Source organism: Allobosea eneae (assembly GCF_042657265.1).
Taxonomy (GTDB): Bacteria; Pseudomonadota; Alphaproteobacteria; order Rhizobiales; family Beijerinckiaceae; genus Allobosea; species Allobosea eneae.
The window spans coordinates 1-18,064 of the sequence record NZ_JBHSLW010000023.1; the positions used below are offsets into that span (position 1 = coordinate 1).

The 18,064-nt window shown below is 65.1% G+C and carries 14 protein-coding genes, 1 tRNA gene and 1 pseudogene; 6 read left to right on the plus strand and 10 right to left on the minus strand.

What is annotated here, in order from left to right; translation table 11 throughout:
- Positions 1 to 417 precede the first annotated feature (417 nt).
- Positions 418 to 3,297 (minus strand): MobF family relaxase, encoded by a 2,880-nt coding sequence (gene mobF, locus ACFPOB_RS15175; RefSeq protein ID WP_377799260.1) that lies wholly within the window; start codon positions 3,295 to 3,297, stop codon positions 418 to 420.
- The gene (locus ACFPOB_RS15180; protein WP_092162644.1) at positions 3,294 to 3,572 is read right to left on the minus strand and encodes a hypothetical protein; all 279 of its coding nucleotides are present in this window, start codon (positions 3,570 to 3,572) and stop codon (positions 3,294 to 3,296) included. Before ACFPOB_RS15180 ends, mobF begins: the two co-directional genes overlap by 4 nt.
- A gap of 262 nt (positions 3,573 to 3,834) precedes the next feature.
- Between ACFPOB_RS15180 and ACFPOB_RS15185 the strand changes: the two genes are divergently transcribed.
- From ACFPOB_RS15185 to ACFPOB_RS15195, 3 genes are read left to right on the plus strand one after another with little or no spacing between them, the layout of a single operon-like run.
- Positions 3,835 to 4,305, plus strand: a complete 471-nt coding sequence (locus ACFPOB_RS15185; protein ID WP_377799261.1) for a hypothetical protein — start codon at positions 3,835 to 3,837, stop codon at positions 4,303 to 4,305.
- A 2-nt stretch (positions 4,306 to 4,307) separates the two neighbouring features.
- A complete protein-coding gene (locus ACFPOB_RS15190; RefSeq protein ID WP_377799262.1) occupies positions 4,308 to 5,027 on the plus strand; it encodes a P-loop NTPase family protein in 720 nt (239 codons plus the stop codon).
- Positions 5,024 to 5,584: a hypothetical protein gene (locus ACFPOB_RS15195; protein ID WP_377799263.1), complete on the plus strand. Its 561-nt coding sequence runs from the start codon at positions 5,024 to 5,026 to the stop codon at positions 5,582 to 5,584. Before ACFPOB_RS15190 ends, ACFPOB_RS15195 begins: the two co-directional genes overlap by 4 nt.
- A 17-nt stretch (positions 5,585 to 5,601) precedes the next feature.
- On the opposite strand, the gene ACFPOB_RS15200 is transcribed toward ACFPOB_RS15195, so the two are convergent.
- Together ACFPOB_RS15200 and ACFPOB_RS15205 are read right to left on the minus strand one after the other, a co-directional pair.
- The gene (locus ACFPOB_RS15200; RefSeq protein WP_377799264.1) at positions 5,602 to 7,284 is read right to left on the minus strand and encodes a type IV secretory system conjugative DNA transfer family protein; all 1,683 of its coding nucleotides are present in this window, start codon (positions 7,282 to 7,284) and stop codon (positions 5,602 to 5,604) included.
- Between the two features lie 54 nt (positions 7,285 to 7,338).
- The gene (locus tag ACFPOB_RS15205) at positions 7,339 to 7,758 is read right to left on the minus strand and encodes a hypothetical protein (RefSeq protein ID WP_377799265.1); all 420 of its coding nucleotides are present in this window, start codon (positions 7,756 to 7,758) and stop codon (positions 7,339 to 7,341) included.
- 62 nt (positions 7,759 to 7,820) lie between these two features.
- Between ACFPOB_RS15205 and ACFPOB_RS15210 the strand changes: the two genes are divergently transcribed.
- Complete coding sequence (locus ACFPOB_RS15210) at positions 7,821 to 8,621, plus strand: ribbon-helix-helix domain-containing protein (RefSeq protein WP_377799266.1); 801 nt, start codon at positions 7,821 to 7,823, stop codon at positions 8,619 to 8,621.
- Positions 8,622 to 8,830: 209 nt separating this feature from the next.
- Here ACFPOB_RS15210 and ACFPOB_RS15215 read toward each other — a convergent pair whose 3' ends face one another.
- A complete protein-coding gene (locus tag ACFPOB_RS15215; protein WP_377799267.1) occupies positions 8,831 to 10,360 on the minus strand; it encodes a recombinase family protein in 1,530 nt (509 codons plus the stop codon).
- Positions 10,361 to 10,485: 125 nt separating this feature from the next.
- Positions 10,486 to 11,130 (minus strand): annotated as a pseudogene (locus ACFPOB_RS15220) (magnesium chelatase domain-containing protein); the annotation flags it as partial.
- A gap of 423 nt (positions 11,131 to 11,553) precedes the next feature.
- On the opposite strand from ACFPOB_RS15220, the gene ACFPOB_RS15225 reads away from it, so the two are divergent.
- A complete protein-coding gene (locus ACFPOB_RS15225) occupies positions 11,554 to 13,149 on the plus strand; it encodes a peroxidase family protein (protein ID WP_377799268.1) in 1,596 nt (531 codons plus the stop codon).
- 49 nt (positions 13,150 to 13,198) lie between these two features.
- Here ACFPOB_RS15225 and ACFPOB_RS15230 read toward each other — a convergent pair whose 3' ends face one another.
- The 3 genes from ACFPOB_RS15230 to ACFPOB_RS15240 all read right to left on the minus strand — a co-directional run bounded on the left by ACFPOB_RS15230 (position 13,199) and on the right by ACFPOB_RS15240 (position 16,949).
- Complete coding sequence (locus ACFPOB_RS15230; RefSeq protein ID WP_377799269.1) at positions 13,199 to 15,364, minus strand: TRAP transporter permease; 2,166 nt, start codon at positions 15,362 to 15,364, stop codon at positions 13,199 to 13,201.
- A 124-nt stretch (positions 15,365 to 15,488) separates the two neighbouring features.
- Positions 15,489 to 16,466, minus strand: a complete 978-nt coding sequence (locus ACFPOB_RS15235) for a TAXI family TRAP transporter solute-binding subunit (protein ID WP_377799270.1) — start codon at positions 16,464 to 16,466, stop codon at positions 15,489 to 15,491.
- A gap of 162 nt (positions 16,467 to 16,628) precedes the next feature.
- Positions 16,629 to 16,949, minus strand: coding sequence for a hypothetical protein (locus ACFPOB_RS15240; protein ID WP_377799271.1), 321 nt, complete (start codon positions 16,947 to 16,949; stop codon positions 16,629 to 16,631).
- 185 nt (positions 16,950 to 17,134) lie between these two features.
- Here ACFPOB_RS15240 and ACFPOB_RS15245 point away from each other — a divergent pair.
- A tRNA-Ser gene (locus ACFPOB_RS15245) sits at positions 17,135 to 17,224 on the plus strand.
- A gap of 11 nt (positions 17,225 to 17,235) precedes the next feature.
- Here the strand turns inward: ACFPOB_RS15245 and ACFPOB_RS15250 are convergent.
- Positions 17,236 to 18,003, minus strand: a complete 768-nt coding sequence (locus tag ACFPOB_RS15250) for a VOC family protein (protein WP_377799272.1) — start codon at positions 18,001 to 18,003, stop codon at positions 17,236 to 17,238.
- Between the last annotated feature and the right edge of the window lie 61 nt (positions 18,004 to 18,064).

The following is an 18,064-nucleotide window of genomic DNA, read 5'->3' on the forward strand; positions in this document are numbered from 1 at the left end:
AGTGGCTGGGGTCCACATCGCTCGCTCCAAGATGGCCTGAACAACCCCTTGGAATCACGAGTGCCCCAGTCGCTCAACCCTTTCGGGACGGGCTCTTAGCCATTCTCCCACGGCGAGCTCCGCTCGATGAGGGCCGTCCTCGCCCCGGCCGCTACGATCAAGTCTCGTGCCGCCCTGGCGCGAACTTGAGCCGTCGTACATCGGGAATATGCAGGACCGTTGGCTGACGGCGAACAACAACACCTGGAGTAATTGAATGAGTTGCGCTAGGCCGGCGCCACCCAAGCGCAGAGCTACTTCTTCGCCAGGTCGATGCAGGTAGGCGAGATGACCGCCTTCCTGCATGAGGCTATTCCGGCCAAGGCTGCCTGGGCGCCCCCCATGGGGCATCGTAAACAAGTGTCCTTATCTGCAATCTCACCGTTCAGGCGAGTGATCCCTATCAGGTCGAGGCTGGCGGCTCCTCTCCCGCCCTGGGCGCAACAGGCCTTCGATCCGCCTCGCCAATGTCTCTCCCGTTCTCGCTTGAACCGTCCCGTCACGCTGGACGGAGAGAGCAACGCTAAGTCGGGTCAAGGCGTGCGAAGAACGCTTAAGCCAGCGCATCGCGTCGCGCAAAAGACGCGACGCCAGTAGCGTACTGGTTGTACGCCCTCGTTCGACCTGTGCCAGCCGAACATCTCCACGCCGCAGGAACGCCTCCCTGTCGGCAACATGTTCGATCACATTGGCCTTGTCGCGATAGCGTGCCGCCTCTGCGAACAGCCTTTCCTGAACCGCCGTATTGCTAGCCGGAAGGCGCGGATCGGCCTGGCGCTGCCGGCAAAGCGCATCGAGCCTATCGCGCTCGACGATGATGCGGGTGTCATGGCGATGCCGGCTGAGGCCGACATAGACCTCGCGTGCGTCCGTTTCACGAGCGATGTGGACGACCGATGCCGCCGCCGAGCGCCCCTGCACCGAATGCGCCGTGCCCGCGTAAGCATGCACGATGCGAGGCGGCGTCCGCTTGCGCCCATAGCGGGGCTCCCGCGCCAGCTCGCGCCACTTCACCTCAAGGCTGCGCCCGTCGTCGAGATCGAGCGTGACGCGGGGCGTTTCTGATTCCGTCAGGACGATCGCCCGCACCGTCGCACGGTTGCCGTTGCGGATGCCGTGCTCCGGTAAGGTCTCGCCGAACCGGAGTCGGTCGCCGATCGCGAGCGCGAGCCTCACCGGCTTGTCGGCGCGGTCGATCGATGGCAACGCGATGGCGTCCGGCCCAAGCCGCCCGTCCTGCTTCAGCAATTCGCGTGCCTTACGGTTCAGATCGGCAGCATCATCATTGCGCCGGGTCACGATCAGCACGTCATCGCCGTAGGCCTGCCGGAGTTCCCGCCATGCCGCGATCGTGCGTTCCTGCGCGGCCTCGCTGCCGGAGACCAGTTCCAGCCGATCATGCATCGCGTAGGCGCGCAGGCCCGCTTCGGAATCCCCACGCGCCATCACGACGGTGGCAGCCTTCTGCCAGTCCACCTCCTGGCGTCGAACCTCCGTCATCGCGGCGGAGCGGGCGATCATATCCGCGACGGCCCTGAGGGCGCTTGCCCCGGCCACAGAAGCAAGCTGCCGACGATCGCCGACCAGCACGACCTTGGAGCCGGCATCGCGCGCCGCCGTCAGCACGGCCTCCATGTCGCGCGTGCCGACCATGCCGGCCTCGTCGAGGATCACCAGTGTCTGGTCGTCAAGCGGTGGGCCTCCACCATGAGCCCGATCATGGCGCCAGCGCGCGATGGCCTGCGCCGCGATACCGGTGGATGCGGCCAGCTCATCGGCGGCAACCCAGGATGGCGAGAGGCCAACGACCTTCAGGCCCGAACGATGGGCCGCGTCGACCAGCGCCCGCGCGGTGGTCGTCTTGCCGGTCCCCGCTCCGGCTTCGATCAGGACAACGCCGTCACGGCTCGCGACCGAACGAACCGCGTCCCGCTGCTCCCCGGAGAGGTGAGGGGCTGCGGTCAGAGCGGCATCAACGGCAGCCTCTGCGAGCCAGTCGCGTTCGTCCGGCCGCTCGGCCGAGCGCAGCGTCGCGGCCTCGCAGGCTGCGATTGCTGGCGTAGTCCAGCGTTGCGGCCGAGCCTCATCATCGAGCCGCAAGAGCCTGCCGTCATCCTGCAAGGCGGCAAGCTCGGCCGCGACGGTATCCGGACTGAGCCCCGCCAACCCTGCCAGTTCAAAGGCGCGTTGAAGGAGGTCTTTCCGCTCGATCACGCTCTCGTGGCGGAACAGCTCGGATGCGGCGCGGGCGACAGGCCCCTCTCCGGGAAGTTCTGGCGGGTCGATCTCCGGCCCGGACGCGGTGCGCTCGATCTCGCTGGCCGGAGCCCGCATCTGCTGCCAGGGATCGACAGCGAGGGCAGCAAGCTCCGCTCGCCAGCGCGCCTCCAGTTCGTCGCCTGTGGGAACCTGATCCTTGCCCTTACGGGTGGCAAGGGCCGCGATCTCGCGCTGAGCGGGACTGGCTCCCGATCCGGCATAGTCTTCGATTTGCGCCGAGCGTTTGGAAAAGCGGTCCAGAAGCTCCTGGCTGATTCCGGCGATCTCCCATTGGCCCTGACCGGCCTCGCGAAACCGCACACCCAGATGCTGCGCGAGTTCCGCTGCCAACTCGGCCCGGTAGGCCGCGCCGATCATGCGCTGGAGTTTAAAAACCTGCTCAGGGTCCGTCGTGAGGTGCTTGTAGCGATAGCGCCCCGAAAGCGCCTCGGCGGGGACTCCGGCCACATTCATCACGACGCAATGGGTATGGCAGTTGGGGTCTCCCTCTCGGGTCGTAAAATGATCGAACCGGCCGACGATCAGATCTGCCGGCTTGTGCCGGATGGCCCCGCCGGCGCCTGAGCGCACGACGACCATCTCCTCGTCGACGATCAATTGCAGCGCCCGCGAAACCGCATTGCGATGCGCGGCCTCGATGATCTCTCGCTGCTGTGGATCGCCGGCCATCCACAGCACCGATACGCTTTTGCCCGGCGTCATCACGATATCGGTTCCGGCGTTATGGGAAGCGCCTGCGCCTCTCACCAGCGCGTTGCCGGTCCGTGGATCGATGCCGGCGCAGAGATCGCGGAACGATTGACGATCGATCGCCGCGCCATTGCGCACGATCGTCTCGCCCGTCGACCACCAGACGCCATCACCGTCTTTCGCATAATACTCGTCACGCCGGTCCGGCCGGGCTTCGCGGGCGCTGTCTTTGGTGTAGTAGTTGCCGGCTTCCGGTCCAGCCCCGAGCCGATGAGGCGAGGCGGTCATCCGCCGTGCCGGTAGCGGCAGAATTCCGAAAGGTCGATCGGGGCTCCGGCCTCCTCGACGGCCGAGACGGCTTTGGCCAGCTCGAGCAGGGCGGCATCGACCTGATCGATGCGTTCCAGTGCGACGCGATGCCGGATCGCAACCTCCAGCGACTGGGCGATGCAATCGGCCGCCAGGCTCTCCGGCGTCCAGCCGCGCTGCGAGGCCGCTGCCTTTAGGGTCGAGGCCAGTTCGGGCGGGAGAGACAGGGTGAGCGAGACGGGCGGGCTGGCCATCAGCGGCGAATCCTGACACGAAGGGATATCAGACAGCGTGAGCGCGTCGATGACGCTCGGCAAGGCCCTGAGGGGCGTTTCGGGCGCTGCGGTTACCGAATAGCATCTTCAGTGCGTGGGGTGTGATATCCCTACCCTTGTTGCCTTCCGGTTGCCTTTCCTGTTGCCGATTGCAGCCCAGCGCTGCCCTTAACAGCCCCCTGTTGTACTCCATCGCATTCGATGGGTCCGGTTGATCATCCGGCAATCCCTAGCATGCTAGATGGCGATCGTGCCGAAGCTCGATCTTGCCAAGCTCTCCCGCGACCTCGATCGCCGCCGCCGTGACCGCCCCGGGGGCTCTGGTCCGGGCGGGCGTGCTGTCTCCGGCGCGATGGCCGTCGTGCGCGAGAACCTGACCCAGTTGGAAGCCCTGCATGCTGCCGGAGCGAGCTGGGTGGATATCGCCGCCAGCCTGTCGGCGCAGGGTATCCGGCGCGGCGACGGCGAGGCTCTGACCGGACGCCAGCTCACCGCCCTCATCGCCAGCGTACGCCGTCAGCGGCAATGTCGCGAGGCGAAGGCCGAGCAGCGTCAGGCTCGCCCGGACCTGCCGAAACCGCCGGTCAGGAAGTTCGGGCTCGCGTCCGATCTCGTCATGCCGGAATCCCGCTCCTCCGAACCGGCGCGTACCGAAGAAGACCTTCGGCGCGACCAGCTCGCTTCCCTGCAAGACCTGCTCAAGAAGGACTGACCATGGCTCGAATTCTGCTCGTCACCCAGGAAAAGGGCGGCGTCGGCAAGTCGCTGATCTCCCGCGCGCTCGCCGAGGCCGTGCCGGAGGCGCCGGTGATCGAGGTTGATGCCAGCCGCCGACTGGTCGAGCTGGAAGGCCGGGCCATCTTCTTCCCGATGCGGGCCGATCGTGCCGCGATCGAGAAGAGCGGCGGGCGGGCTGCCCGCGCCGAGTTCGACGGGCTGATTGCCGCGATGACGCAGGCGAGCTTGCCGACCATCGTCGATGTCGGCGCCAACACCTCGGCCTCCTTGCTGGCGCTGCTGGCCGATCTCGCGCCGGACCTCAAGGAGGCCGCTGTCGAAATTGGGATCATCGTCATCGCCACGGCGGAAGCCGGAGCGCTCGCCGAGGCGCCGCGCCTGATGCAGATCGCAAAACCGTTCGCCTCGGCTCGCTTTCTGATCGAAAACCGCGTGCGTGGTGAGGTCGATGGCAAGGCGCTCGGCAAGATCGCCGATGGCGCCGCTCTCACCATGCTCGCCGAGCATGTCATGGAAGAGCAGGCCGTTGCCCTCTATCAGGCCGGCGGGCTCGCCAGTATTCCCAGGCTCGATGCCGGCAAGTTGAATGAGCGGCATGGGCTTGCGCTCGGCTCCCGCATCCGTCGCGACCTCACCCGCTTCCGGCTGGAAGCGATGGAAGCCGTCAAGCCCGCCGCCGAGTGGCTGGTCGGATGAGCACTGGCAAGCGGCCTGGAAAGCCTCCAAGCGACCGGCTGGCGGAAGCGCGGCAAGCTGCGAGCGCGGCGCAGGCCGATGTTGCCGCCGCAAGCCGCCATCGCCTGGCCGAGCTGATGCGCCAGCCTGCGCATGCCCGGCTCGAAGCCCTGAACGATGCCGCTCTGGAGCCGGCTGAGCGCGAACAGTTGCGCCGCTCGCTCGCGTCGCTCCTCGCCCGGTCGGGGAAATCTGCCCGAACGCCGAAAACCCCGCTGGTTGCGAAGGATTTCGCGTTCTTGCTGAACTGGAAAATGGCAGTGCTCGTGGTGATGGTGGCGGGCACCAGCGTTGCTGCCGCCCGAAGTGGCGGGCAGCGCGCGATCATGACGCGCGCGACCGAGGTTCGGGGCATCCTGTCAAATGGCAGCGTTGGTTGGCTACCCTTGGCGCGTGGTCAAGCGGTTGTCGTGACCAGCCGCGATCAGCGAGAGGCGACGATCCGGGTCTGGCAGGCGCGGGAGGGTTATGCGCGGGCGCAAGTGCCTCTGGAGTTAATGGCCGCTCCGCCGCGCTGACCCCGCCAACTGAAACGTCACGTATCGATCGCGCCGACCGGCTTTTGCCAATCCGCCATCCCGGCAAACCGCACATCGCGATGCGGCTGGGTTTTCCGGACGAGGATCGGATCACTCGTGTGACCGGCTCCCGTCAGGAAGACGATTGCATTCGTCCGGGTCAGCTCCGCAATCTGGTCTGGCGTCACCAGACGCTGGGTCGCTGCGCTGCGGGTTTCCTGCGGCTTGCCGTTCGGGCCTGGGGCAGATGAGACGGCGACCGTCGTGAACGATCCAAGGGCTTGCGACCAGTGCTCGGCTTCCTCGCCGCTATGGCGCGGAACATTGAACACCGTCACCACTTCGGCGGTTTCCATGATCGTGCGGGCGCCGTCCTCGCCATAGGCTTCCCGCAACTGGGCGCGGCTTTGCCAGAACGTCCAGATGCTCGCGCCATATCCTGGTAACTCGCCGACCCCTTTCAGGATGGCGTCGAAGCGGCCGAGGACAAACGCTTCATCGATGAAGATCATGACGCGCTTCGCCGGGCGATGTTTGCGGATTGTGACAAAGAGATCCGACAACAACCAGCGCAGATAGGGAGCCGTGATCTCGCGCCGGTCATCGGCCGGGGTGACGATGAACAGATCGGTGTCGCCATGCATCAGCTCGACCAGATCAAGCGTGTGGTCGATCATCGCGGCGCGCAGCCGCTGGTCCAGCAGGAACTGCAACCCCTGTCCTGCCGTCGACAGGATCGGGTCGCGAACCCGTGGTTCCGTCGCGAGGGTCGCCGCCGCCTCCTGTTCGAGAGGGGATCGGCCCGCACCCAGCGCCCGTGTAAAAGCGTCGACATTCTGCATGAGATCGGCGGCAGCACCGACATCTGCCTTCGCGTCACACAAGGTCGCGAAGATCGCTGCCGCGATCAAGATGCTGGCGCGGTCGCGGAAATAGGTTCCGGCCTCCGAACTGCTCTTGGGAGCGGGCAGCAGGGCGCGGGCCATGCTCACCAGTGCCGTCGTGTCGGAGCGATCGACATGCAGGAGCGGGTTCCAGCGCGCAGTACCCCCGACAATCCCGAGCGGATCGATGCAGTGGACTGTCCGTCCCAGAGCCTCGCGCCTGGCGCGCATCGCCAGATAGGCCGTTCCCTTCGGGTCGATCACGACAGCCGGGCCGGTCCAGGCCCCCTCTTCGGGAACGGCGAGGTTTGCCAGCAATAACCCGGTCTTGCCTGACCGAGGCGGCGCGATGCTGACCAGATTACCCTCCACGCGGACACGCACCGCGCGCCCGGTGTCAGGGTTGAGGCCAAGTTCGAGGCCCTTGTTCATGGCGCGCAGCACCCGCGAGGATGCCCATTGCGCCTTGCCGAACTGCTCGGAGGGATCGCGCAACGGGACGTGCTTGCCGCCCGAAATGATGGCGGCCGAGCTTCCGACGATCAGGGCGACCGCCGTCCAGCTTGCGGCCAGCCCGCCCAGCGGCAAGGCATCAACACGCCCCCGGAGGAAGTTCAGCAGGAAGGCGCCAATCGCGGGGAACTCACCATTTAAGATGGCCCCGAACCACCGCAGCGGGTCGGTCTGCCCTGCCGGCCAGCCGCCCAGCACGAAGCCATGCGTCAGCACAAACGCTGCCGGAAAAGCGAGAACCGCTATGAGGAGTCCGACCGCAGCCGCCAAAGCAACGCGAAACGGAACGGCGGGATCAGTCATCAATTGGCCGCTCGCTCGGGAAGCGCAGGAAGAGGTCGGCTCGCTTTCCGACCATCACTCCTGCGGCGCGATGAACTTCTGGGAGATGCTTGCCCAGCACGCGTCGAAATAGGGACGCATCCGAACCGGGTCCGTCGTGAACGCCGTATTGTAGCGGTCGACATATGAAAGCAGCTCTCTGGAGGTCGCCGTGTGCGGTGCGAACCGTTCCGCTCTCTTCTCTGGCGATAATGCGGCTAGCTCGTCGACGATCGTCTGGCGCTGTTCGCGCTCAGCCTTGGCCGCTTCGCCAGCGTGCTCCATGACCTCATCAAACCGCTCTTCGAGACTGGCTAAACGCACTTTCTCCAGAGCTGACAATGGATCAGGGTTTTGGGGACTCGTATTCCGCAAGCAGTAAGCTGTCGTCACATTGGCAACCCAATGATACTTCCTGTCATTGGTCCACGCATTGTCGAAATCTGGGAAGTGCATTCGAAAGGCCCTCATCTGAGGAAACTTAAATACACTGACTCTTTTGAATTTAAGATAATGGGATGCTTAAAAGTTTCGCAATTTCCGCTCTCTTCACGATGCCGGTTCAAAACATGCCTGGTCGTATGGCGGTATTTGTGCGGGAACTGCTGGTCCTCATCAAGCCAACGATCGGTCGTCGCCACCGCGCGCCGGCAGGTCGCCCCATGGTCGGGCCGAGCCGCGCACGCGACACGGGCCTTCAGATAGAGTTCCACGGTATAGATCCCCTAACCTTCCCGCACACCTTGCGGAAGGAAGTAGGTAGACCACTTTTGCGCCGCCCGCGGCAGGACTATCCCGCCGCTACCGTGAGCGATTTTGCTCCGCCGCTTATAGCGATGCTGAAAATGCAGATCATTGGCATTATGCAATCTCAACATGCTGGCATGCCTGATGTCGGAACGATCGACATCGCAGGCTTGGGACACAATGACATGCAGCGCGCGAGCGCCCTGGCCGGGATCATGGCCGAAAAACACGAGCCATTGGCTGAGGCGTCAGCGGAGACGGCAACGCCGCAAGCCGGCCCAACCCCCACGGCGCATGAGCGCGCGTCACCGCTCGCGCCGAGCCGGCGCGGCCGGAAGGCGCTGACCGTCCATGTCGATCTCGACACTCATGTCCGTCTGAAGGTGATGGCGGCACGGGAGGTGACCACGCTGGAAGCGCTGGTCGGCGAGGCGCTCGACCTGCTGTTTGCGACGCGCCATGATCGCTTAGAACGAGATACGGACGACCGTCGCCATGTGGAAACGGCTATCAGAGTGGATCGACAGATGCCATCGACGACGTGCAGTGCAGCGGCAGCGCGTCGAAGATGATGCGCGCAGCCTGATCAGTCGGTACGGCCCCTCGGCCTATCACAGTGCGCGCGGGCTCGCTGCTGACGAGCGAGCGGGGCGGTTGATCGAGATCGACCGGCCAACACGGCACTGGTCGAAGGTCAGGCACCGGATCGGCGTGTTGACCGGCTTGCGCGACAAGACCGATTCCGCGACGCGCCGCCAGGACGACTGACCGGTGCTGCTGCTCAGCGGCGCGGGCCAGCGAAACTCGTCCGTGAGGTCGAGCCGTCGCTATGGGTCGCAACGAACCCGGTTGTGCCGAGCACGACATGGTTGACCAGCAGCTTGAGCCGCTGCTGGAAGGCGGCGCGGATGGCGAGATCGTCGGGGTCGGCGTTGAGGCTGTCATAGACCGTCTTCAGCCCGGCTGCCGCTTCGTCGATACCGGCGGGCCGTGACTGCCGGTGGGCACGGTCGAGCTTGACGGTCTCTGCCTCGGCCGCATCAAGCTCGGCCTCGAGCGCTTGCACCTGCTTGCCGAGGCGACTGCCGCCGCCCGACGCCTGAACCAACTGGATCAGGTTGTCGAGCTGGCGTTCGATGGCCTCGCGACGCGCCTGGGCAGCAGATAGCGCAGCTTGTGCTTGGCTCTGACGATCGGTCGCGGCGTCGATTAAGCCCTTGCGGCGCTGTCCGAGCCCGAACACGACTGCAAGTTCGACTTTCTTGTAATCATACATCGTGCGGTGATCGCAGCCGGCGCTGGCATGCGCCCGGCCACAGCGCAGCTTGTGGCCGCCGCCACGCGCAGCTTTGTCGATGAACACCATATTGCTGCCGCAGGCTTCACAGCGGACCAGCCCCGACAGAAGGTTCTTACGCCGGCCGGGAGTGCCCTTGCCAAAGCCGCGTGCCTTAGATGCGGCTTGCGCTGCCCAAAAGGTCTCCTCGTCGATGATCGCCGGGAAGTAGCCATCAATTGGCGCTTCGGCGGTGGCATCCGAGCCGCCGGCGAGCTTGCCGCGCGGAACGTAGCGCCCGAAGGTTGCAGGGTTCGCCAGAATTTTTGCAATGTAGCTGTCGTGCCAGTACTGGCCCTTCTTTTTGCCATGCCCCCAGGTCGGAACTTCGTCGGCATTCAGCGTCGCCTGGATCGAGCGGCGGCCAAGTCCGGCGATCGTATCGGCGAACATCTTCTGGACGATCTCGACCCGCTTGGGGATTTCGACATACTGCCCCGACTTTGGGCCGCCGACGAGTTCGAGCCAACCGGGACAGCGCGCGGTCATCGCCTGCTTGTCGTCGGCCGCGCGCTGCCGTTTTGCCGCCCAGGCATCGGAGACGCGCTTCGACTTCAACGCGCTCTCTTCATGCGCGCGCGACATCACGACAATAGAGATGATCAGCTGCGTCTGGTCGGCGCGCAAACTCGCCCGCGAATAGACCCGCTGATCGGTGAGCGTGACGATCACAATGCCGTTGCGGGTCAGTCCGAGGAAAAGCTCAAGTGCATCGACGACCTCCTCACGCGAAAGACGATCGAGGCTTTCGACCAGGAGGTAAGATCCCTTGGCGACATCGCCGCTCTCAACGCGTTTCAGGAACGCCCCAAGCGCCGCCCGCTCATCGCGGTGCTTGCCCTTGAAAGCCGACACACCTTCGTCGCGAAAACTCTCGTCGAGGACAAGACCGTGCTTGGCCGCATAGGTTCGCGCCGCTTCGATCTGGCGACGGAAACTCTCGCCGCGCGCCTGCTCCGGCGTCGAGAAGCGCACATACGAATACGCGCACGGCTTGGCCGGCTCCGATTGCGCCCGTGTTCTCGATCGTCCCATCGTCCCAGACATTGCCATGCTCGCGAAAAGGAAGTGCTAATGGGCCACGACAATAATGCAGTTAATATGAGGAGGTTGTGGCCGCCGGCGGCAGCGATCTCAAGCACGCGCTTGGCGCTTTCCTGGCCCTTGATGTCGCGCAGATCCGGCAGCGGCCCGCTCTGGCGGGCGACGGCAGGCTGCGGCCGCGCCATCACCTGCGTGCCCTTGAAATGGTTGGCGAGCTGGATCAGCGAGCGCGGCGCAAGGATGTCGAGATCGCGGGCCGCCCAGGCCGCTTCCGGCCCGCTCGCGGCCGGGCAGATCAGCCCTTGCCCTCGACCATAGGCCGCGATCGCAGCCGGCAGCACGCCGGCGACCGGTGTGATCGAGCCGTCGAGGGCGAGTTCGCCGAGCACGGTGTAGCCGGCGAGCGCATCGGCCGGGATCGCGCCGATCGCCGCCATGACGCCGAGCGCAATCGGCAGGTCGTAATGGCTGCCCTCCTTGGGCAGATCGGCCGGGGCGAGATTGACGGTGATGCGCTTGGCCGGCAGCGCCAGGCCCGAGGCGATCAGCGCAGCGCGCACCCGTTCCTTGCTCTCGCCGACCGCCTTGTCCGGCAGGCCGACGAGGATGAAGGCGACGCCGCCCGGCGTGACCTGGACCTGGACATCCACGGCGCGCGCCTCGATGCCTTCGAACGCCACCGTCGCAACCCGCGTCACCATTCCGAGCGCACCCCATCCCCGTGCAATGACGCTAACGGAAGCGCGCCAGAGTTGCAAGAACATATAGGGAACTTTTGTTGACTCACCGAGTCGATCACCCAGCATCGCATGACGCTGCGTTCACGCCGAATATTTCAGCAAATAACCAATTTCTGTTTGTTTTAAATGACTTGTCTGCATTGCCTGATAGTTTTCATTTATAAACCGTTTAACACTGACTTGCTTAGCCAAGATGTTCATATTAGAGAAATTCGACAAAATCGCATTATAGATAGGTCTTGGACGAATTGTCTCTGTTTTTATACAATTATTGAGAAAGGAGGAACTACGGGACACGACTCATAACGTAAGGCCATGGGGACTGGGGGAACGATCTTTTAACGCCTGAGGCGCGCATCGCGCCCAATGCGACAGGAGATTTCCATGCCTGAGACGATGACTCTGCCTCCGGTGACCAAATCCGGCACGAGCCTGCCGGTCGAACTGCTCAAGGCCACGACCGCCAAGACTAATGCGGTGAAGGTCACGCCCGGCCACGGCGTCGCCGGCCGCCACCCCACCCGCGAGGTGCTCGATGCGCTCACCGGCAACCGCGATCCCGGCATGTTCGGGCGGATGTTCCCGAAGCTGCCGCCGCTCTCGGTCAACGATGCCAAGCTCAAGGCGCTGTCGGAGGCGATGCTCGACGCCGATTCGGCCGACGCGGCCAAGGACAATGCGAAGATCCCGGCTGGCTTCACCTATCTCGGGCAATTCGTCGATCACGACATCACCCTCGACCTGACCTCGCTCGGCGACAAGCAGAAGGATCCGCTCGGCATCGAGAACTTCCGCACGCCGGGGCTCGACCTTGACTGCCTGTATGGGCTAGGGCCGGATGGCTCGCCGCATCTCTACCAGCGCAGCGGCCCGCAATTTCAGGCGCGCGGCCCGAAATTCGTGATCGGCAAGAACATCAATGTCGACTTCGGCGGGGTCACCGGCGATTTCAGCAACGACCTGCCGCGCTCGCCCGAAGGCATGGCGCTGATCGGCGACCATCGCAATGACGAGAACCTGCTGGTGGCGCAGACCCACCTCGCCTTCTTGAAATTCCACAACAAGGTCTGCGACATCCTTGCCGCCGGCGCCAAGCCGCCGGCCGATCTCTTCGCCGAGGCGCGTCGCCTCGTCACCTGGCACTACCAGTGGCTGGTGCTGCACGATTTCGTCGAGCGCCTGACCGAGCCCGGCATCGTCGCCAAGATTCTGCATGACGGGCGCAAATTCTACCGCTTCAAGCGCACGCCCTACATGCCGGTCGAATTCTCGGTGGCGGCCTACCGACTCGGCCACAGCATGGTCCGCCAGACCTACAGCCACAACCGGGTCTTCCAGGATATCGGGTTCAACCTGCTCTTCGGCTTCACCGGCCTTTCCGGGCAGATCATCGGTAATCTAGCACCCAACCCGCCGACCGGCCCCTTGCCGGTCTCGGTGCTGCCGAGCAACTGGATCATCGACTGGCGCCGCTTCTACGACCTCGGCACGCCGGCCGGCACGGCGGACTTCGCCTTCAACAATACCCGCAAGCTCGACCCGTTCCTGGTCGAGGAATTGCACAACCTGCCGGGCGGCGGCGGCAACCTCGCCTTCCGCAATCTGAAGCGCGGCGTCATGCTCGGCCTGCCCTCGGGCCAGGACGTGGCGGCGCATATGAAGATCAAGAAGCCGCTGACCCCGGCCGAGATCGCCAGCGGGCCGGACGGCCAGGTCGCCAAGCAGGAGGGCCTCGATAAAGCGACCCCGCTCTGGTACTACATCCTCAAGGAAGCGCAGGTTCGTGGCAATGGCGAACGGCTCGGACCGGTCGGCTCGACCATCGTCTCCGAGGTCTTCGTCGGCCTCGTCCATGGCGATCCGCAATCCTATATCTGGCAGATGAAGGACTGGAAGCCGACCCTGCCCTCGGCCAAAGCCGGCGACTTCACCATGGCCGATCTGCTCAGGCTGGTGAACGACATCAACCCGATCGGTTGAGAGCGAACAGAGAAGAAGGGCGGCTTCCGGGCCGCCCTTGTTGCGGCTGTCAGGCCGCCATCAGCGCCGCCCTGCGCGCCAGCGCCTGCCGCAACAAGACCGGCGCTGCGAGGACGAGCCCGATCGCCACGCTCGTCGGCGTCGCCAGGATCAGCGGCAGCGCGGCGATGCCGAGGATCACCCGCTCCCACATCGCCAGCGGCGCCAGCAGCCAGCCCGAGAACGTGGCGGAAAGCAGGGTGATGCTGGCGAGGCAGGCGGCAGTCGAGCCGATCAGTTCCGTCCAGGTGAAGCTCGGCACCATGATCAGCATCGAGGGCGAGAACACGAAGACGAAAGGCACCAGCACCTTGCCGAGCGCCAGCCGAAAGGCGGTGTTGCCGGTCTTGAACGGGTCGGCGCCGGCCATGCTCGCCCCGGCATAGGCGGCGATCGCGACCGGCGGCGTCACGTCGGCGAGCACGCCGTAATAGAAGACGAAGAAGTGGGCGACGAGCGGGTTGACGCCGAGCATGCCGAGCGCCGGCGCCGCCACCGTCACCATAATGATGTAGTTCGCGGTGGTCGGCACGCCGCAGCCGAGCAGGATGCAGACGATGCCGGTCAGCAGCAGCGTGAAGAACAGGGTCGCGGTCTTCACGTCGAAGGGCAGGAACGGGACGAGATCGAGCACGCCCTTGGCCCATTGATCGGCGAGCGAAGTCACGATCCAGGAGATCTTGAAGCCGACGCCGGTCAGGGTGACGACACCGACGATGATGCCGACCGTCGCCGCAGCGGCGCCGACGCCGATGGCGTATTTTGCGCCGAGGATGAAGGCGTCGACCATGTCGTTGACGCGCTTGCGGCCCTCGGCCGACTTCAGCAGTACGCCATGGGCCATGACCGCGAAGGCGGCGAGCGTGAAGGCGGCGTTGACGCCGGGCACACGCAGGAATTCGGTCGGCGCGGCGATGCCTATCGCCAGGGCGAAGGCCAGCGCCGAAGCGGCGCGGTAATGCGCGAGGCCGACCAGCATGCAGCCGGTGATGCCCCAGAAGGCGGCGAGATAGGGCGTATAACCAGTGAAGAGCACGACGATCAGGCCGAAGAGCGGCGCGATCGTCGGCCAGTCGCGGGCGAAGACCTCCTTCAGCTTGGGCGCCTCGGCATCGGTCATGCCGCGCATGCCGTTGCGCCGCGCCTCGAAATGCACCTGCATCAGCACGCCGAAGAAATGCATGAAGGCCGGGATCACCGCGGCGATGACGATCGTCGCGTAAGGCAGATTCAGGAACTCGACCATCAGGAAGGCGGCGGCGCCCATGATCGGTGGGGTGATCTGGCCGCCGGTCGCGGCCGTCGATTCGACGGCAGCAGCAAAGTGACGCTGGTAGCCGAGCCGGATCATCATCGGGATCGTCAGCGAGCCCACGGTGACGGTGTTCGCCACCGAGGAGCCCGAGATCATGCCGAACAGGGCCGAACCGAAGATCGAGACCTTGGCCGGCCCGCCGGCGAAACGACCGGCGACGGCAGCAGCGACGCCAAGGAACAGCCGGCCGAGGCCGATGCGCGTCGCCAGCACGCCGAACAGCACGAAATGGAAGACATAGGTCGCGACCACGCCGAGCGCGACGCCGTAGACGCCCTGGCTGGTCAGATAGAGATGATTGACCAGCACCGACCAGGTCGCGCCCGGATGCAGGAAGATGCCGGGAAACCAGGGACCGAAGATCGCATAGACCATGGCGAAGAGCGCGATCAGCGGCAGGCCCCAGCCGATGGCGCGGCGCGTCGCCTCGATCATCAAGACGATGGTGATCGTGCCCATGACGACGTCGAGCGTCGAAGGATTGCCGACACGGAAGACCAGATCCTCGAAGATGTAGGGGACATAGAGACTGGAGACCGCGACCGCGGCGGCGCAGATCCAGTCATGAAGCGGCACGCCGCCGGGGCGCCAGAATGTCGAGGCGTGCACCGTGCCGGCATCGCTCTTGCGGCCGGAGAAGACCAGGAAGATCAGCCCGAGCACGAAGGCCAGATGGATGCCGCGATGCGTCGTCTCGCGCAGCAGGCCGAAGCCGGCGGTGTAGTAATGGAAGGCCGAAAGCGCGAGCAGCAATCCGCCGACGATCAGCGCCGTGCCATGCGGCACCTTACGGAACGCCATTTCCGGATCGAGCTCTTCCTCGAGCCTGGCGAGTTCGGCGGCGGAGGGCTGGTTGGCCATGGTGGACTTTCAATACGTCGCGCCTTCGGGCGCAGGCGAAACCATTCTCGGGCGGCACGAGGTGCCGGCCCGAGAATCGTCGGCAGGGATGCTCGGGGCAGGCCCGAGCGTGACGCCTATGGCGTCACTTCAGCAGGCCCGCTTCCTTGTAGAACTTCTCGGCGCCCGGATGCAGCGGCACGCCCTGCAGGCCGGAGAGCGCGGTCTCCTTGCGGATGACCTTGCCCTTGGCGTGGCCGGCGTCCAGCGCAGCGCGGGTCTTGTCGCTCCACAGCGCCTTGGTTACGGCGTAGACGGTGTCGTTAGAGATCTTCGCCGAAGTCACCCAATGGGCGCCGACCGCGACGGTCTTGACCGCGCCGACATCCTTGTAGGTGCCGGCCGGGATCTCGTCGGCGGCGAAGAAGGGCGAGTCCTTGGCGAGTTTCTCGGCCTCGGCGCCGGTGATCGGCAGGATGGCGATGCCCGAGCCGGTCGAAGCCAGCTCGGAAATCGCCGCCGCCGGATAGCCACCGGTGAAGAAGAAGGCGTCGACCGAGCCGTCCTTCATCTTCTCGGCCGCCTGGTTCGGCTTGAGGTACTCGGCCGAAATGTCCTTCTCGCCGACGCCGAAGGCGGCGAGGATCGCCTTGGCGTTGAGCAGCGTGCCCGAGCCCGGCTCGTCGAGCGAGACCTTCTTGCCCTTGAGATCGGCCACGCTCTTCACATTCGCCGCCTTGCGGACGACGAGATGGACCGATTCCGGATAGAGATTGGCGATCGAGCGCAATTCGGCGACCTTCGGCTTGCCCTCATAAACACCCGTGCCGGAATAGGCCCAATAGGCGACGTCGGCCTGGACGAAGCCGGATTCGGCGGCGCCACCGACGATGGCGTTGACATTGGCGACCGAGCCGTTGCTGGCGACCGCGGTCGAGACCAGTTGCGGCGGCGTCGAGATCGCATTCGCGATCAGCCCGCCAATCGGGTAATAGGTGCCGGCCGTGCCGCCGGTGCCGATGCGGAAGAAGGCCGGGGCCTGGGCAAGCGCTGCACCGGCAAGTGCCAGGGCGCCGCAACCCAGCACAACTGCAACGCTGCGGCGCGAGATCTTGGACTGCATGGAAAACCTCCCGTTGAAACGGGAAGTCTCTGAAGCTTTGCTCCGCCGATCAAGCCACCAATGGACAAATCCCGTGCGTTTGTCGGGCCGGCCACGCAAGATTGTGTTTAAAATGCGGCGACTACGCTTGCGCTGCCGTTCGAGCGGCCAAGCCGGATGCAGTCAGCGCCGCGTGACGATACCGATCTGAGGCTTGGGAGCAGCGCCGAGCCAAAGCAGCAGGAAACCGAGCAGCAGGCCGGCCGCGGCGGTCGGCAGTTGCAGCGTATGGATCAGCACAGGGTCCCACAGCATGGGGTGGAGATTACGCTCGACGGCGGGCTGGAGCTGTCGGAAGCGCTCGCCGACGAAGGTCAGCAAGCTCTCGCCCAGCGGCGTGAATCGCAATGCCGAGTTGGCGATCGAACGGGCGCCGTCAGTGAGCAGCACCACGAATCCGCCGGCAACAAGGAGATAACCCAGCATTCTGACGAGAAAGCGCAATTGGTCCCCCGATCCCCGCAACGCCGGGCCTGGCGCGCCGCGCCTCGGGCGCCCGCTGGCCGTGGAACCCGATGTGTCCCTTCGCCCTGCGCATTGCAACGGCAAAGGACAATCGCACGCAACCCTGTTGAGCTGCGGCTTTAGGCCTTGAAAGTCGCGCGCATGGACGCCATAAGCAGCGCGCCGGACAGGTGGCCGAGTGGTTGAAGGCGCACGCCTGGAAAGTGTGTATACGGGAAACCGTATCGCGGGTTCGAATCCCGCCCTGTCCGCCATTTCCCTTGTCTCACGCCAATTCGCTATCCCCTTGATCCGCGAAGCTCCGGTCGAGCGGCGGCAGGATTCGCAGCAATTCCTCCTGCCGGTCCTGCAGGCTCGGCGGGATGATCAGGCGTGCTCCCAGAGTCTCGCGGGTCTCGTCGATCAGGAAGCCCGGGCCGTCGGTCGAGATCTCGATCAGGATGCCGTCCGGACCGCGAAAATAGATCGAGCGGAAATAGTAGCGGTCCTTGACGGGGCTCGGAGCGATGCCGAATCGCGCCTGCAGCATCTCTGCCATCGCCGCGAGATCAGCCTCGTCCTTGGCGCGGAATGCGACGTGGTGGATCATGCCGGCGCCGAGCCTGGGCCGCGGCTCCTCGCGCCGCCGGTGGAGCCACAGTCGCCCGCCCGGGCCGCCATGAGCCGAGAAGCTGATCTGGTCGCCTGCGCTCGCGATCTCGGCAAAGCCCAGGACCTCCATCAAAATCCGGGCCATGAGCTCCGCGCCGCGCATGCTCACGGTGACGCCGAGGAGCGCACGAACGGCAAGGGCCGCAGGGATATCCGGGGGCGACCAGATCGTCGCTGGTATCAGGTCCGAGCCGATCAGCGCCAGCGGCGTCCGGTCGGGGTCCTCGAACATCAGGCTGGGGCGCCCATCGGCCGTGCTGGCGCGCCGGCAGGACACATTGCAGGCGCCGAGCCGTGTCTCCCACCAGTCGATCGCCTCCGGCATGACCGCGAAGGAGACGTATTCGGAACCGCTCGGGCGCACGCTAACGGCGGCGCTCACCCAGGCGAAGAAGGAGAGCCGGCTGCCGGGCGAGCCCTCCTCGTCGCCATAGATCAGGTGA

Bases quoted from the DNA above. Each gene is read 5' to 3' on its own strand.
- mobF (WP_377799260.1), bottom strand. From the start codon at position 3,297: ATGACCGCCTCGCCTCATCGGCTCGGGGCTGGACCGGAAGCCGGCAAC.
- ACFPOB_RS15180 (WP_092162644.1), bottom strand. From the start codon at position 3,572: ATGGCCAGCCCGCCCGTCTCGCTCACCCTGTCTCTCCCGCCCGAACTG.
- ACFPOB_RS15185 (WP_377799261.1), top strand. From the start codon at position 3,835: ATGGCGATCGTGCCGAAGCTCGATCTTGCCAAGCTCTCCCGCGACCTC.
- ACFPOB_RS15190 (WP_377799262.1), top strand. From the start codon at position 4,308: ATGGCTCGAATTCTGCTCGTCACCCAGGAAAAGGGCGGCGTCGGCAAG.
- ACFPOB_RS15195 (WP_377799263.1), top strand. From the start codon at position 5,024: ATGAGCACTGGCAAGCGGCCTGGAAAGCCTCCAAGCGACCGGCTGGCG.
- ACFPOB_RS15200 (WP_377799264.1), bottom strand. From the start codon at position 7,284: ATGACTGATCCCGCCGTTCCGTTTCGCGTTGCTTTGGCGGCTGCGGTC.
- ACFPOB_RS15205 (WP_377799265.1), bottom strand. From the start codon at position 7,758: ATGCACTTCCCAGATTTCGACAATGCGTGGACCAATGACAGGAAGTAT.
- ACFPOB_RS15210 (WP_377799266.1), top strand. From the start codon at position 7,821: ATGCTTAAAAGTTTCGCAATTTCCGCTCTCTTCACGATGCCGGTTCAA.
- ACFPOB_RS15225 (WP_377799268.1), top strand. From the start codon at position 11,554: ATGCCTGAGACGATGACTCTGCCTCCGGTGACCAAATCCGGCACGAGC.
- ACFPOB_RS15230 (WP_377799269.1), bottom strand. From the start codon at position 15,364: ATGGCCAACCAGCCCTCCGCCGCCGAACTCGCCAGGCTCGAGGAAGAG.
- ACFPOB_RS15235 (WP_377799270.1), bottom strand. From the start codon at position 16,466: ATGCAGTCCAAGATCTCGCGCCGCAGCGTTGCAGTTGTGCTGGGTTGC.